This window comes from Paenarthrobacter sp. NPDC090520 (assembly GCF_044769205.1).
Taxonomy (GTDB): Bacteria; Actinomycetota; Actinomycetes; order Actinomycetales; family Micrococcaceae; genus Arthrobacter.
This window is the reverse complement of the sequence record NZ_JBIVXM010000008.1, coordinates 15,984-30,270: the sequence shown is the minus strand read 5'-3', so window position 1 is coordinate 30,270 and position 14,287 is coordinate 15,984. Positions and strand designations below refer to the sequence as shown.

Below are 14,287 nucleotides of genomic sequence, written 5' to 3'. Positions count from 1 at the left end.
AACGACCCTGGTGGCGAGGCTGAAGCTGGATCCGGTGGCGGGATGGTTCCGTCAAGGGCATGATTTTCTGCGCCGGCGGGGGCATCGGGACGGCACGGGTTATGGCTGCCCTTTACTGCAGCGTTGAGAGCAGCAGGCCGCACCCGGCAGATCAGCTGGTTGAGTCCGGGGAAAGGGTACCCGGTTGGAACACGGCGTGGGGAGACCGGGGTTCGTGGAACGGGGACCATGCGCTGCGGGTGGCCCCACGGGGAGCTATGTCTCGGGTATCAGGGGGACTGTAGGCCACTGCGGCGGTAGGCGCGCCTGGCCAGTGGGCCGGTCAGGAAACGAAAAAGGGCAGAGGCAAAAGCGTCGTTGAGGGCCTTGCGCGAGAATGTTGCGGAGAATTCGGTGTAGTGCTGGACGGTGTCCGGGAGGGGGCCGACGACTGTCGCGTCGGGGACGAGCATCAGTTCACTCAACTGATGGATGGCTATGTCAGCCCGCCCGTCAAGGAGTGCATAGGCGGTGGGGCCCTGGTCAACGATTGTAGATCGGGAATTCACCTGATCGGCTATGGCCAGTTCACGAAGCAGGCGGGAGAAGTAGACTCCGCTCGGTCCATTCCGGGAATACGCGACGGAGCGTGCGGTTGTCAGCGTGCTGATGAGCCCGTCAACTGAACCAATATCGGGGCTGCTGGCGTCCGGAGGCACGGCGACCCCTATTCCGGACTTCGCGACCGGCTTGCCCGATGGAAGGTCGAAGACGTCAGAGGAAGCAGAAGCTTCCAGTGACCCTGTCATTCCTACGAAGATCCCGGGCCGCGCGCCGGCTTCGATCCGCTGCAGGAGCAGGCCGGTCGGTTCGAAAACGACGTCTACGAGCGTTCCGGTTGCCCTTATGAATGCGGGGAGGATTTGCTCTTCTACTGCCTTTCTTAGGGCCACAGCACAGAACAGCGATAGGGCGGCGCCGGGCGCGGGGTCCGACCCCGCCCTATTGCGCGGTGCGCTGGTTGTTCTCATCTCATGTATGAACTGGGGCAAGGACGATGTCAAAGCGTGTGCGGGCCCAGGACTGGTTGTTCGCGTTCCGACCGTCGGGCGTGGGGGTGCCGGGGGGCTGCGTTTCGAATTTCTTGATCAGTGAATCCTTGACGCCGAACACGGAGTCGCCAATTTCGATTTGAGGGTCTCCCTCGACGAAAATGTGTGTTACCAGGGGGCGCAGGCCGTCAGCGGTAACCATGAAGTGGAGGTGGGACGCGCGCACGGGGGACCGGCCCACGGCCTCGAGCATTTTACCGACAGGCCCGTCGTGTGGGATGGGGTAGGGGGTCGGGGTGAGGCCCCAGAACGCGTACTTCCCGTCCTGATCGGTTTTCAGATGGGCGCGTCCGGCCACGCGCTCGTCGCTGTACTGGACGTCGTAAAGGCCGTCTTCGTCCGCTTCCCAGACCTCGATACGTGCGCCGGGAACAGCACGCCCTTCGGTGTCGGTGACGGTGCCTTCAACCCAGCAGGGCTGGCCATTGGCACCTCCGGCAATGTCCCCACCGATCGGGATTTCGGGCGCGTCGGCGATGAAGAACGGTCCAAAGACCGTAGCTTCGGTCGCGCCCTTGTATGCCTGGTTGTTCATGGCGATGGTCTGCATGGAGGCGCCGAACACATCGGAGAGAAGAACGAATTCCTGGCGTTTGTCGTCGGTGATATGGCCGGCAGCGGTGAGAAACTCGATGGCGGCGTTCCACTCATCCTCGGTGAGGCGCACTTCGCGGAGAAAGTTGTGCAGGTGCCTGGTCAGGGACTGCATCAGTTCCTTCAGTCGTGGGTCCTCGGCTTTGTCGAAGGATGCGACGACGGTGTCCACGAGTTGTTGCTCGACAGCAACCTGCTCGGCGGAAATCTGCTGTGTTGATGGCTCGGTGGTCATGTCGGTTTCCTTAAAGTCCGGGGGCCGTACCGGAGTAGGCGGAGCGGAGCAGTTCCTCAAGGTTTTCCTCGTTGACTGGGCGTGGATTGGAGTCGGGGATTGCGGGCAGGATTAGCTTGACCGCTTCGGCGATGTTTTCCTCAGCCAGGCCGTGGTCTTTCAGGGCCTTGGGGGCACTAAGGGTTTCACACAGGGAGTTGAGTCCCTTGAGGGCGTCATCGGTTCCGAAGGCTGCGGCGATCCTGACCTCGGCGTCCGGTGCGTAAGGTGCGTTGAATGCCAGCACATAGGGCAGGACAGTGGCATGTGTCTGGGCGTGGGGCATGTTGTAGGCCCCGCCGAGGACGTGGCATATCTTGTGGTGCATCCCTGAGCCGGCGGAAGCAAAGGCGACCGCGGAAAGGTACGCCCCGTATAGGGCCTGTTCCCGGCCCAGAAGGCTGGACGGGTCGTCTTTGATCAGCGGAAGGCCCTGGTTTAGCGCGCGGATTCCCTCCGCGGCCAGCGCCTGATTAATCGGGTCAGCACGCGGAGCCCACATCGAATCGACACAGTGGGCCAATGCGTTCAGGCCTGAAGCGACGGACAGATCCACGGGAAGAGAGAGCGTGAGGGCTGCGTCGTAAATTACGGTGACAGGCAGTACTTTGTCGTCCACACCGGTGGTTTTCCGGGACGCTTCCGTCAGCCCCCAGACGTTGGTGGCTTCGGACCCGGCATAGGTGGTGGGGACGGCGATGATGGGCAGCCCCGTGGTCATTGCCATGGCTTTGGCCAAGCCCGTGGTTGAGCCGCCGCCGACACAGACCAGCAAGTCAATGCCCATCTCCGCAGCCGTCGAGCGCGCTTTTTCTGCCTTCTCGATAGGTACATGGGGTGCAACGTCGTCGTAGAAGGACGCGACGTCGATGCCTGTTGCTACGTCCGCGGCAATTTGCGCCTCGTATTCAGAAGCAATCACCATGACGCGCTCGGATCCCAGCCGGGATACCTCTGCGGCGAGGTTGTCAGCTGCCTTGCCGTAGCCGAACAGCACACGCTGCCCTAGGGTTACATGTTCAAACGTAGGCATCAGACCAACGCCTCCTTGGCTGCGAGTTCGGCGTCGTGGCCATAGAGCCAGCCGTTGCTGACCAGGGGGTCGCCCTGGGCCAGGGTGTCGTCGCGCTCTCGCTGCTCGGGTCCGTCAGGCAGGTGGTTTATGTGTTTTCGGGCGCGGCTGAGCTGCTGGATCTTCGTGGTCCGGCTGATACGAACCTTTTCATAGGTTCGCAGGGCGCGGGCAGGGTCCTCCGGGTCGTCGGCCAAGCACTGAGCGAGGGCGGCTCCGTCTTCGATGGCCTGGGCAGCCCCCTGGGCGAAGAAGGGGAACATCGGATGCGCTGCGTCACCAAGGAGGGAGAGCCGGCCATAGGACCATTGCGTCAACGGTTCACGGTCCAGGAGTGCCCAGCGTCCCGGGGTTCCAGCTGCCCGGATCAGTTCCGTGAGCCGGGGATCCCAGCCGTCAAATTCGGCGAGCAGTTCATCGACAGTCGATTTCGTGCTCCAGGATTCCGCGGTGAAATCGCCGGCGGGGCCGAAAGCCACGATGTTTACTGCGCTGCCGCCAGAAATGGGATAGTGCACCAGATGGTGGTCCGGGCCGATCCACAAGGTCTGGGCTGCCCGACGTGCAAATTCAGGTGCATCTTCCATGGGCACGATCGCCCGGTACGCGCACAGGCCAGAATATTCTGCGGCGCCGGAGCCAGCAATCGCGTTTCTCACCACTGAGTGGACTCCGTCGGCACCGATGAGGACGTCTGCATCGGCGGTGCTGCTATCATCAAATGTTAGCCTCGCGCCGTTGTCATGTGGGTGAACTTCCACGCAGCGTTTGCCCAGGCGCAGCCACTCGGACGGGACCGCCGCCTTAACAGCATCCAGCAAATCTGCGCGGTGGGCCACATAGGTTCGTTCGCCGTAGAGTTCCTCGCACCTGCCCGTGAGCTGCTCTGACGAGAGGACTGCGCCATCCTCCCAGCGGCGGAATTCCCATCCCACCTCCAAGGGCACGGCTGTTTCCAGGAACGCATCGATATGGCCGAGGCGGCGTATCAGGCGTACAGCGTTGGGGGAGACAACGAGGCCAGCTCCAACAGCGCCCAACTCCGGGGCCTGTTCGTAAACTGTCGCAGTAAGACCGGCACGGTGCAGGAACCCTGCTGCTGCCAGCCCGCCGATCCCGCCACCCAGAATGACAATACGGGGACCTTCCGGCTCCGCTGTCCTGTTCGTTTCAGTACTCATGGTTATTGCCTTCCGGAGGGAGTATCACATCGCCAACACTCGGTGCTGTGGGGTTGGATCCATAGTCCATGCCCCTCGAGCTCGTGGGAGGATAATGTCCACTGAACAAACAATTGTCGGTGAAGCCACCGTCCCCAGGAGGGCCAATGCCGCTCAACACCGAGCCCGGGCGCAGCGTGGCCTCGCGCCTGAGCGCCGTTCTTTTTTCCTTCAGGTCCGGCGGTGAAAGCCTGACCCTTGCCGACCTCACCCGCCGCACCGGCATGCCCCATCCCACAGTGCGGCGGCTGGCACTGGAGTTACTCTCCGAAGGCCTGCTGGAGAAGACCGACGACGGTAAGTACGTCATCGGGATCCGGGTCTGGGAACTGGGCACACTTGCCCCCCGAAGTCTTCCCCTTCGCACAGTCGCCTTGCCGTTCATGGAGGATCTTCACGGTGCATTGCGGCAACATGTCCAGCTGGCGGTGCTCGACGGCCTGGAAGCTGTAGTTGTCGAGCGGATGTCCGCATCCAAGGCGCTCGGGCTGGTTTCCCAAGTAGGAGGTCGCCTGCCGCTGCACAGTTCAGGTGTAGGTAAGGTCCTTCTGGCGCACGGCGGTGAGAGCCTGTTTCAACAAGTCACCTCGGCGGGCTTACAGGCATACACGCCAACGACAGTCACTGACCCCGCGAAGCTTCGAACTGACTTGGGCGAATACCGGCGGAAAGGATTTGCTCTGGTGAACCAGGAGACGAGTCCGGACGCGCAATCCGTTGCGACGGCCATCCTTGGCGCCTCCGGAGAGTGCGTTGCTGCGCTCTCTGTCGTTGTTGCAGCCGGAACAGTGAACCTGAACTCAGTTGTGCCGGCCGTGGTGGCTGCCGGCCGAGGGATCTCCCGCGGACTTGGAGCTGCAATGTCCCGGCGCACCCAGTAGCAAGCCCCAACAAACAAAGTCCGGCATACGGGGAAAGGCCCGAGTAAAAGCTGCACCGGATGCTTGCGGCCTCCTCCCTTAAGGACAAGATTGTGGCCGCCGCCAACTGGTGGGCAAGAAGACAGCACGCGACGGCTCTAAGAAAACTGTTCGTTGAATGAACATGCGTATTTTGAGTGGGGCTCGTCACGGCACGCTGGACCCACCTATCGCTTGCACCGACGTGGTCGAGGAGATCCCAAGTGCACGCGGGACGTCCCAAGTTACGGGACTCCTTCCATGTCCTTTCCCAGCCCGAAGGAACCACATGTCACCGAAGACATCCCCGACCAACGGAGTCCGTACCGGCCCAATGAAGGTTGCGATGGCAAGTTTCATCGGCACGACAGTCGAGTACTACGACTTCTTCATCTATGGAACAGCAGCAGCGCTGGTGTTCCCGAAACTGTTCTTCCCCGAAGCCGGCCCACTGATGGGCACGTTGCTGTCCTTTGCTACCTTCGGCGTAGGATTCCTTGCCCGCCCTCTCGGAGGCATCGTGTTCGGCCACTTCGGTGATCGGGTGGGGCGGAAGAAGATGCTCATCATTTCCCTGATCGGCATGGGCGCCGCAACGTTCCTGATGGGCCTCCTGCCCGGCTATGCAGAGATCGGCATCTTCGCACCCATCCTGCTGACCGTCCTGCGCCTCTTTCAAGGGTTCTGTGTGGGCGGTGAATGGGGAGGAGCCACTCTTATGGCCGTGGAACACGCGCCGAAGGGCAAGAAGGGCTTCTATGGAGCGTTTCCCCAGATGGGCGCACCTGCCGGCGTAAGCCTTGCTACTGTCGTCTTCCTCGGTGCCACCCAACTGCCCGGCGACCAGTTCCTCGCCTGGGGCTGGCGGCTGCCGTTCCTCGTCAGTGCGGTCCTGGTCGTTGTTGGCCTGGTCATCCGCCTCACCGTCGCCGAAAGTCCCGCATTCGCAGCAGCTCGTGAGAAGAAGGAACTGGTGAAGCTCCCGATCAAGGAAGCCTTCCGTCGGCACCCCAAGGAAATCTTCCTCGTCGCCGGCACCTACCTCAGCCAAGGCGTTTTTGCTTACATCACCATGTCCTATCTGGTGAACTACGCGACCTCCATCGTCAAGATCGACCACACCACCGTCTTGCTCGGAATCTTCGTCGCCGGACTAGTGGCTGTCATCCTTCTGCCGGTCTTCGGCGCCCTCTCCGACACCTACGGTCGCAAAACCATGTACCTCATGGGAGCGGTAGCCATGACGGTCCTCATCGGACCGGCATTCATGCTCATCAATACCGGCGTCGCTGCCAACTTTATCCTTGCCGTGGTGCTGATCTTCGGCATCGCCATGTCGCCCACCTCAGGTGTAACCGGCTCGTTGTTCTCCATGGTCTTCTCCCGGGAGGTTCGCTACACCGGAGCGTCGGTGGGTTACACCATCTCCCAGATCTGCGGATCCGCGTTCGCCCCCACAATTGCAACTGCCCTGTTTGCCGCCACTCAGTCCAGCGATGCGATCGTTATCTATCTCCTTATCGTCTCGGCTATCTCCATCACCTCCGTTGCACTGCTGCCAGGCGGCTGGGGACGCAAAGAAGCAGCCCGGCAAAACGGTGAAGATTTGGACATCAAGCGGACCGCTAGCTGTATTGACAGCGTGGGGGCAGAGGCCTGACAGGATGGCAGGACAGACGACACATCCTGGGCCTTCTTGGGGACGTCCGGCTCATGCCCCCCGGAGCTGCGGAGGTTGAAACCATCATCAGCTCCGGACAGGCAGCTGGCTGGGGCGTAGGCGTCCTGGAAATGGCACGCGCCATTAAGGAAGGGCAACCGCACCGGGCTTCGGGATCCCTGGCTTATCACGTCCTCGCGTAGCGGAATCTTCACCGAAGTCCGCAGCACAACCGAGCGGTCCCAACTCCTCCCACCCGGCTGGGACCCATACCAACGGACCCTCATCAGTTCAGAACAACGCAGCTTTTAGACCAGAACAAAAGGTCACGGCCCGCAAGCCAGGTCTCCGGGACCTCGTTGTCAGCCGGTAAACCATTTGCCGGTCTTCCTCTCCAATGTCAAAGGCCGATAACCGTGATTCCGTGAACCTGTGAGGGGGGCAGGGCCGCTGATTGTTGAGCGCATGAAGTCGTCATGGGCGGGAGGGTTCCGATAAACGGTCCTTTCCATTTGGTCCTGGTGCTAGTGTGCGATCCAAGAGTTACGCATGCTTGGTTTCTGTGGGGAGTTGCCGTGGATGGAATTGTGCAGCCTGGCCGTTGGTCCCGAACAGCGGTGATCATTGAGGATGAGGCGGATATCCGGGCTGCTTTGGCGGAGATTTTCACCGCCGCCGGGTTTTCGGTGCATACTTTCGACTCTGGCGTTGAAGGCGTTGAAGGAGTCCGCGCCGCACAGCCTGACGTAGTCACCTTGGATCTGGGGTTGGCTGACATTGATGGTTTTGAGGTGGCCCGCAGGGTGCGGCTTTTCAGCGACGCCTACATCGTGATGTTGACCGCCCGGACTCAGGAACTGGACACGCTTCTTGGACTTGAGGCAGGGGCTGATGATTATGTCACCAAGCCCTTCCGGCCGCGGGAGCTCCGGTACAGGGTCGAGGCGCTGCTGCGACGTCCACGTGCACGGGCCGGCAGCCGCATAGCCGCATCCTTCGTCCAGCCGCGGCTCGTTGCCGACGACGGGGCGTCGACGCCGCCCCCGGAGATCCTGGAACATAACAATGTGCGGATGAATGTTGAAGGCCATAGTGTCTCGTTGGACGGTAACGAGGTGGGTTTGACTCGTTCGGAGTTTGATTTGCTGCATGCCTTGTTGAAGGCTGCCGGAAATGTTCTCACCAAAGAGGAACTCACGGATATTCTCCATGACCAGCCCGGTGCTGATGCCGGGTATTGGAGTGACTCCGACGGTCGCGCGCTCCACGTCCACGTGACCAACCTTCGCCGTAAGCTTGGCGACTCGGCCGCGACGCCGCGGTGGATCGAGACTGTCCGCGGCGTCGGCTACCGCCTCGCCCCACGGCGGTAGCAGCCTTATGGGTCCTGTTCCCAAAAGCACCCGCCGGCTTTAAGCACGTCCTCAACCGACCTCACCAGTGCCGGTTCTTCGCGTTCGTGTCCGCTATCAGCTTCGCGGGACAACCTGTCTAAGGATTCCTTTTCAGCTTCCACCTGCACATAAGAGGCGCACCGCTCACGAGCGCAATTGTTGCGGGGCAGGTGCCGCCCCATGGTGAAGGGCATCGATGCGGGTTCTGAGGGTGCATAAGTTGAATGGCTTGAGGAGGTAACCGCTTGCTCCTGCCGTCAAGGCATCTTCGACCTGTCCGGGGTCGTTGCTGGCGCTGATAACCAGGATCGGGGCGTCGGTGGTTTCGCGGATTGCCGCGGTGACGGCTGCGCCACCGAGATGGGGTAGCCCCAGATCGGTGGTGATCATGGAGGGCCGGTGCTCGGTCACGGCTTGGACTCCGGCCGGACCGGTTGTGGCGATGTGAACGGTGTAGCCCATGGTTTCGAGCACGGTCCCGATCAGTTGGCCGAGGTCCGGGTCGTCCTCGATGACGACGGCGAAGGGATTGTTCATGGGGATGCCTGGTTCGTCGCTGAGGTGGGTGCCGGTGTGGGGGAGACCGGTACGGCGAATTGGAGGGTGAGGGTATCGACCACCGTCTGGCGGGTATACGTACCGCTGTGGGGGGATGTTTCGGTGAGCAGGTCGAAGGTGAAGAGGACCCGCGTGCTGACCGCGGAGGCGTCCCCGGGTATGACGATGCTGGATGTGTAGGAATGGGGTGCGTCGACGGCGAAGTCTCCGGTGTCGTTGGCAAGGGTCGTGCTTGTGGAGTCGATGCGGGCGTTGAAGCGGGTGACCTTGATGGTGGTCTTCTCTGTTGACCCTGTGACTGTGGCGCTGAGCCGGATGACCGGGGACCTTTCAGCGGTCCAGGTGCGTGGGTTCTCGTCCGTCCAGTAGTCGATGACGAGTTGGTTGCCGGCCGCGCCGAGTTTGTGGGTGAGCGCGCCGCTGGCCATCTCACCGGTAATTGTCGGTGTGGCGGGTGTGGTGGGCTGTGGTTCGGGGGCGGGTGTGACTGCTGCGGCCGGTTCAACTTGCTCGGCGGCCGGGGCGCCGGTCGGTCCGGGCAGGCCCGGGATGGAGCATCCAGATACAGTCAGGACGATCCCTATGAACAGGACCATGAGCGCTTTGGAGGCAAGGGTGGCGTGTTTGGGAGTGCGGTGCCGGGGGCTGCCGGTGGTGTCCATGGTTCTCCTTCGAAGAGCTGGCGGGGTGACTGGCCCGGGTTAGGCGTGGAAGCCGCGGTGCCCGCGGAGTGCTTTGCGGAGCATGAAGGCGGTCTGGACCATGGTGGTGATGTAGAGGACGGGCCAGCCCACCGAGAGGATGGCTGACTGGACGTTCACGGGCATGTTCAGCCAGGCGAACACGAGCCCCGCTGCGATGACGGCCAGCACGATGGCGGGCATGAGGTGCGCTGAGCCGGCCCCTCGTTCGGCGCGAGCCTGGGCGGCCCAGTTGTCCGTTTCGTTCCGGGCGAAGAACTTGGACCAGGCTCTGACGAAGTGACCCATCCGCAGCCACAGGTACGCCTCGGCGGGGAAGCCCAGCAGGGCGAAAGCAATGTCGTGGCCGGTCTTGCCTTTAATGGACAACGCGATGCGAAGATTCAGGATGATCGCGACGACTGGCGGGATCAGCCAGACCGGGTAGAACACGTAGGCGTGGATGCTCAGCGAGGCGGCCAGGAGCATCAGGAAGGAGATGCGGGTGAGGATGTTGACGACCATGGAGATGTTCTCGCTCCACCTCAGCCGAAGGTTCGGGTGCAGGGGCTGGCCCGGGGTGTTGCTTCGCTGTCCGGGCCACATCAGGTCGATGGCCCCGTAGTTCCACTTCACCTGCTGACCATCCAAGGAGCGGAGGGTGGTCATGCCACCGACAGCGGCGCGGGCACGGGCGGAGATTTTGGTGGCGTACCCGAGATTCTTAATCTGCAAGGACAACAAAGAGTCTTCCACTTCCGAGTCTTTGACCCAGGGTGTGGCCTGCCGGTTCTCGACCATGACGTTTTTCAGGGCCTCCATGGACAAGAGGGAGAACTGCCCGCCCAGGACCGCCATGTTCCGTCCGCGGAGCAGGTTGTCCATGTTGAAGGCGGCGAATTGCGCGCGCTGGCCGGCGGTGAGAAACGCTGCGGTGAGGCTCTGCTTCTTTTCCATCTCGGCGACGGTGTAGATCGCTGAGATCCCGCCGATGCGTGGGTCACTGAGGATCTCCTTCTCCAGATGCTCCACGGCGTAAGGGTCAGCTACCGTGTCACCGTCAACTCCGAGGAAGTAGTCGAAGTCGTCGCAGACCTGGGCGAACCCGTAGTTCAGCGCCCCGACTTTCTTGTCCTTGTTCACGCCGATGTCGTGAACGAAGACCTCGGTCAGCTGAGTCAGGTCCCGGTAGGTGCGCTCATGTGGGCCGGCGAACTCCCTGGCAATGAAGAACGTCTCGTCATCGGAATTGTTGATAACCACATGAATGACATCCGGCAACCGGGTCTGGTTCAGCAGCGAGGTCAAGACTTCCGCGATCGTCTCTTCCTCGTTATAGGCGGGAATGACGCACGCTATAGGTGCCCGGGAGGTGTTCTGCTCCTGGGCAGTTGGGCGCAGGACGGACAGGTACGGGGTTTCGTGCTGATGATCCGAAACGACGGTCATGACGGCTCTCCACTGATCGATTGGCTAACTGCAACCCAGTCTGGAAAACCACCCTCAAGATCCCACCACGAAACCCGTTAGGAAGTCCTTAAGAGTTTGGAAAGGTGCCTCAAAATTCGCTCAACACTACAAACGAGAGCAGGGGACGCCCACAGGCTTACCCGCAAACGCACCGGCCATTTGAGTCCAGCTTTCCCGCAGCGTCTCGGCGGCAGGCCCCGGGTCCAGCGGCGCCGGTCGCCCGGGTCAGTGATTACTCAGGAGATACCTTTGTCATCAACGGAACGTTGAAGGACCAAGCTCACTACCTCCCGGTGAGCCCGTTCGCAGAAGCCCGGAGCGCTCCGATCAACCCGGCCCATGGATTCCCGTATTGCTGTTGCCCCGCATCCAATCTGATTCCTTGTCGATCCTGATCCCGGACTCCCCGAACATGTCCTCATGGGGACGTTCGGCTTCGTTGATGGCCGCGGCGTGCAGGTCGATTCGTTATGCCCGGCACAGCGAAGCAGGTAGGCCCGTGAAGGCTCGCAGTCACTTCACGACTACGCTCCGGCCATTGGGTCCTCGGGCCCTGACGATCCGGGGGCCGCTGCGGCCCTCGTGCGCTGGTGTCAGAATAGAGCAAAGTTCCATTTCCCTGACAGCGGATCCCAACGCTCCTAGATCCCAACCTGACAGTCCCAGGACAAGAAAAACCCGGCGAGGAAGACCCCGAACGGCCGAAACGGCCCCAAAAACTGCACGCCCTGAGATGCCGCCCCAGCGGGGTCGGCGCATATCGTCACTGCAGCGGGGTGCCGAAGAACTGTTGGACCCTCACCCTCGCGCCAAGTCCTCCCACGTCAACCGGCTTCGACGTCAGGTTGGGGTGTACTTCTAGCTTTCAGATCCGTTGAAGGCGAGGGGACATTTGTTGCGAGTGGAAGCCCTGCACGCTTGGTTGTGAGCCTTTACCGGGTGGAGAGATAGCTGTTCTTTGCAGCCAACGATCTTTACCGCTGTTGACTGAAGGAAACGATGGGCAGGGCGCCGGTGATTAGACACAAATTGTGCTCTCGCAATCAGAAGTGGGCGGGATTCCACGAAGAAGCCAGAGAATGCGAGGTGGTTTGGGGAACCCTGTCAACGTGTATCGATCGGTGGAGGACTGTCGCGCACGTCGGGATGGTCTCATGGGCGTGCGGAGAGTTCCGGTTAGGGCCGCTGAAGGTTTTGCATCTGGGTAATCAGGTCTTGGGCGAAGGCTTTGGGGGGCATTTCAGCGACGGTCATCATTGTCGATGTCCCTTGGGTGCCGGCGATCTGCCAGATTTTATCCATTAGCAGGGCCTTGAGGTGGTTGTTATCCCGGACGCGGAGCCGGACCAGCAAGTCCAGATTGCCGGTGACCAAGTTTACGTCCTGCACCTCGGGGATTTCCCAAAGCTGGGCCATGATTTCGGCGACGTCGCTGCCCTCTGAGGCTGTGACGGATAGAAACACTATTTCCGTGAACCCGACTGCGCTCCAGTTCACTTGGGCGGAGTAGCCCCTGATGACGCCTGTCCGTTCGAGGCGTGCCATGCGTTCGCCGATCGTGGGTGCGGAAACGCCAAGGGTGGCGGCCAGCGTTCGCTGGGAAGCCCTGGCGTCTGTGACCAGTTCCTTGAGCAGGGCCAGGTCGAGCTCGTCCAGGGGTGTTGGCGTGACGGTAGGCGCGGTCACCCGTCGTACGCCCGCGAGAGATGCGCCTTCGCGGTTGATTGTGCTCTGGTCCACGGTGCTCCACCTTTCGGGTCAGCGGCGGCGCCGCCTGGTCAGTCTCCACTGTACGTTCCCTTGACCACCCCAAGCTCATTGGCATTGCCGTGGCGCTTGGAATCGGCAACGGAATAAAGCGGAAAGCATACAAATCTATCCTGTGTAAGCGTGCTGCTTCTTGCATCTTTCATTTGAAAGGCTATGATTAACCTCACTTTACACCCATGACGTCCATCACATGGGTCTGACTTCACTTACATCCTCGCGCGCCGGAGTCCGGCGCGCCCAAACAGCAGGAGATACATAGATGAGTAGTGCTCAACAGTCGTCGGTTGTGGTGGTGGGACCTCGTGCCATTCCTTCGAAGCGCATTACGGCAGGCCTGGGTGGTGGTGTGGCGCTGGAGTGGTACGACTGGAACATCTACGGCCTGATGGCCGCGTTCCTTGCTCCTCACTTTTTCCCTTCTGAGAACCCGGTTACGTCCACGCTCTCGGCCTTGGCGGTTTTTGGTGCGGGCTTCATCGCCCGCCCACTTGGTGCCGTGGTTCTGGGACCGGTCGCCGACCGCGTCAGCCATAAAAGGGTGATGCTTTTGGCCGTCGGTGCCATGTCCGCGACGTCGCTGATTATCGGAATTCTGCCCACCTTCGAGACCCTGGGAGTGTCGGCCGGAGTCGTCCTCCTGATACTTCGACTGGTCCAGGGTATGGCCACCGGCGCTGAAGCCGGCGTGGCCAATGCAGTGGCCATTGAATTGGCCCCAGAGAACGCGAGGGGCCGCTACCTGGGCTTGGTCAACGGGACTTTCCTCCAGGTTGGCATCGTGGGTTCCGGCGTTGTCGCTTTCGCTGTCAGCGCCATGGTTCCGTCCGGAACCATGGCCGAATGGGGATGGCGGATCCCGTTCCTTATTGGTGGTGTCCTGGGTGTGGTCGTCGTGTTCTTGCGCAGCAGCTTGCCCGAGACCCTTTTCGCGGCTGTTGACCACAAGCAGGACCAGCTTCACGAGATCAAGGCAACCACTGGTGGTGTATGGAAGGCGCTGTGGCAGGTGCGGCTGGCGCTGGCGGCCGTTGTCCTGGTTATTGGCGCGATCACCGTCGCCAATTATGCCTGGATCACGGGTCTTCCGGCTGTTGCGAACTCCGTCTATAAAGAGAACCCGACAGGCGTTTTCGGGGTCCTCGTCGCGATGGGCTTGCTGTGGATTGTTGCAGGCCCGTTGGTGGGTCGGCTTTCGGATCGCTTTGGGTCCCCTCGGGTCTTCGTCATCGTCCGGCTCTTACTGATTCCGTCAGTTTTCTCCGTGCTGTTGTACACGGAACCGGGGTTGGGGACGTACGCGATGGTGATGATCGTCGGGGGTCTCGCTGTTGGCCTGAACATGGGTTTGTACAACTACATCGCAACGACGCTGATGCCCAAGAGTGCCCGCACCACTGGCGTCGCCCTGGGTTACGCCCTGGCCGCAGCCATTTTTGGCGGTACGGCTTCCTACCTTGTCGTTTTCCTCCGCCAAAACGATCTTTTCTGGGTCTTCCCGGTTTACGTCGCCGTCCTGTCCCTGCTCAGTGTCATCGTCTACCGGCTTGCCGTGAAGCGCGGGCACCTCTACATCGACCAGTAACCGGCAACCAGCCCCAGCAGAAA

13 protein-coding genes are annotated in these 14,287 nt (G+C 61.3%); 5 read left to right on the top strand and 8 right to left on the bottom strand.

Features of this window, described 5'->3' with window-relative positions; all coding sequences use genetic code 11:
- Positions 1 to 269: 269 nt before the first annotated feature.
- Genes ACIQTZ_RS11690 through ACIQTZ_RS11675 form a run of 4 tightly spaced genes read right to left on the bottom strand, consistent with a single transcriptional unit; the run spans position 270 to position 4,212 of the window.
- A complete protein-coding gene (locus ACIQTZ_RS11690; RefSeq protein WP_402980642.1) occupies positions 270 to 1,010 on the bottom strand; it encodes a molybdate ABC transporter substrate-binding protein in 741 nt (246 codons plus the stop codon).
- A gap of 1 nt (position 1,011) precedes the next feature.
- The gene (locus tag ACIQTZ_RS11685; RefSeq protein WP_402980639.1) at positions 1,012 to 1,920 is read right to left on the bottom strand and encodes a dioxygenase; all 909 of its coding nucleotides are present in this window, start codon (positions 1,918 to 1,920) and stop codon (positions 1,012 to 1,014) included.
- A gap of 10 nt (positions 1,921 to 1,930) precedes the next feature.
- Positions 1,931 to 2,992 (bottom strand): maleylacetate reductase, encoded by a 1,062-nt coding sequence (locus ACIQTZ_RS11680; protein WP_402980636.1) that lies wholly within the window; start codon positions 2,990 to 2,992, stop codon positions 1,931 to 1,933.
- A complete protein-coding gene (locus ACIQTZ_RS11675) occupies positions 2,992 to 4,212 on the bottom strand; it encodes an FAD-dependent monooxygenase (protein WP_402980633.1) in 1,221 nt (406 codons plus the stop codon). Before ACIQTZ_RS11675 ends, ACIQTZ_RS11680 begins: the two co-directional genes overlap by 1 nt.
- Before the next feature lie 146 nt (positions 4,213 to 4,358).
- Here ACIQTZ_RS11675 and ACIQTZ_RS11670 point away from each other — a divergent pair, with 146 nt between their 5' ends.
- The 4 genes from ACIQTZ_RS11670 to ACIQTZ_RS11655 all read left to right on the top strand — a co-directional run bounded on the left by ACIQTZ_RS11670 (position 4,359) and on the right by ACIQTZ_RS11655 (position 8,183).
- Positions 4,359 to 5,132, top strand: coding sequence for an IclR family transcriptional regulator (locus tag ACIQTZ_RS11670; RefSeq protein ID WP_402980631.1), 774 nt, complete (start codon positions 4,359 to 4,361; stop codon positions 5,130 to 5,132).
- 307 nt (positions 5,133 to 5,439) lie between these two features.
- Positions 5,440 to 6,810: an MFS transporter gene (locus tag ACIQTZ_RS11665; protein WP_402980628.1), complete on the top strand. Its 1,371-nt coding sequence runs from the start codon at positions 5,440 to 5,442 to the stop codon at positions 6,808 to 6,810.
- A 53-nt stretch (positions 6,811 to 6,863) separates the two neighbouring features.
- On the top strand, positions 6,864 to 7,013 hold the full coding sequence (locus ACIQTZ_RS11660; protein WP_402980626.1) for a hypothetical protein: 150 nt from the start codon (positions 6,864 to 6,866) through the stop codon (positions 7,011 to 7,013).
- A gap of 372 nt (positions 7,014 to 7,385) precedes the next feature.
- Positions 7,386 to 8,183, top strand: a complete 798-nt coding sequence (locus tag ACIQTZ_RS11655; RefSeq protein WP_402980623.1) for a response regulator transcription factor — start codon at positions 7,386 to 7,388, stop codon at positions 8,181 to 8,183.
- A 165-nt stretch (positions 8,184 to 8,348) separates the two neighbouring features.
- On the opposite strand, the gene ACIQTZ_RS11650 is transcribed toward ACIQTZ_RS11655, so the two are convergent.
- The 4 genes from ACIQTZ_RS11650 to ACIQTZ_RS11635 all read right to left on the bottom strand — a co-directional run bounded on the left by ACIQTZ_RS11650 (position 8,349) and on the right by ACIQTZ_RS11635 (position 12,652).
- A complete protein-coding gene (locus tag ACIQTZ_RS11650; RefSeq protein WP_402980621.1) occupies positions 8,349 to 8,741 on the bottom strand; it encodes a response regulator transcription factor in 393 nt (130 codons plus the stop codon).
- Entirely contained in the window at positions 8,738 to 9,424 is a 687-nt protein-coding gene (locus ACIQTZ_RS11645) for a hypothetical protein (RefSeq protein ID WP_402980618.1), read from the bottom strand. The genes ACIQTZ_RS11650 and ACIQTZ_RS11645 overlap by 4 nt, the downstream gene beginning before the upstream one ends.
- Before the next feature lie 39 nt (positions 9,425 to 9,463).
- A complete protein-coding gene (locus tag ACIQTZ_RS11640; RefSeq protein WP_402980615.1) occupies positions 9,464 to 10,891 on the bottom strand; it encodes a glycosyltransferase in 1,428 nt (475 codons plus the stop codon).
- Positions 10,892 to 12,088: 1,197 nt separating this feature from the next.
- Positions 12,089 to 12,652: an Lrp/AsnC family transcriptional regulator gene (locus tag ACIQTZ_RS11635; protein ID WP_402980612.1), complete on the bottom strand. Its 564-nt coding sequence runs from the start codon at positions 12,650 to 12,652 to the stop codon at positions 12,089 to 12,091.
- A 289-nt stretch (positions 12,653 to 12,941) separates the two neighbouring features.
- Here ACIQTZ_RS11635 and ACIQTZ_RS11630 point away from each other — a divergent pair, with 289 nt between their 5' ends.
- Complete coding sequence (locus ACIQTZ_RS11630) at positions 12,942 to 14,264, top strand: MFS transporter (protein WP_402980609.1); 1,323 nt, start codon at positions 12,942 to 12,944, stop codon at positions 14,262 to 14,264.
- Positions 14,265 to 14,287 lie beyond the last annotated feature (23 nt).

Excerpts from the sequence above, each read along its gene's own strand:
- ACIQTZ_RS11685 (WP_402980639.1), bottom strand. The coding sequence starts at position 1,920 with ATGACCACCGAGCCATCAACACAGCAGATTTCCGCCGAGCAGGTTGCT.
- ACIQTZ_RS11665 (WP_402980628.1), top strand. The coding sequence starts at position 5,440 with ATGTCACCGAAGACATCCCCGACCAACGGAGTCCGTACCGGCCCAATG.
- ACIQTZ_RS11690 (WP_402980642.1), bottom strand. The coding sequence starts at position 1,010 with ATGAGAACAACCAGCGCACCGCGCAATAGGGCGGGGTCGGACCCCGCG.
- ACIQTZ_RS11660 (WP_402980626.1), top strand. The coding sequence starts at position 6,864 with ATGCCCCCCGGAGCTGCGGAGGTTGAAACCATCATCAGCTCCGGACAG.
- ACIQTZ_RS11670 (WP_402980631.1), top strand. The coding sequence starts at position 4,359 with ATGCCGCTCAACACCGAGCCCGGGCGCAGCGTGGCCTCGCGCCTGAGC.
- ACIQTZ_RS11680 (WP_402980636.1), bottom strand. The coding sequence starts at position 2,992 with ATGCCTACGTTTGAACATGTAACCCTAGGGCAGCGTGTGCTGTTCGGC.
- ACIQTZ_RS11630 (WP_402980609.1), top strand. The coding sequence starts at position 12,942 with ATGAGTAGTGCTCAACAGTCGTCGGTTGTGGTGGTGGGACCTCGTGCC.
- ACIQTZ_RS11645 (WP_402980618.1), bottom strand. The coding sequence starts at position 9,424 with ATGGACACCACCGGCAGCCCCCGGCACCGCACTCCCAAACACGCCACC.
- ACIQTZ_RS11650 (WP_402980621.1), bottom strand. The coding sequence starts at position 8,741 with ATGAACAATCCCTTCGCCGTCGTCATCGAGGACGACCCGGACCTCGGC.
- ACIQTZ_RS11640 (WP_402980615.1), bottom strand. The coding sequence starts at position 10,891 with ATGACCGTCGTTTCGGATCATCAGCACGAAACCCCGTACCTGTCCGTC.
- ACIQTZ_RS11675 (WP_402980633.1), bottom strand. The coding sequence starts at position 4,212 with ATGAGTACTGAAACGAACAGGACAGCGGAGCCGGAAGGTCCCCGTATT.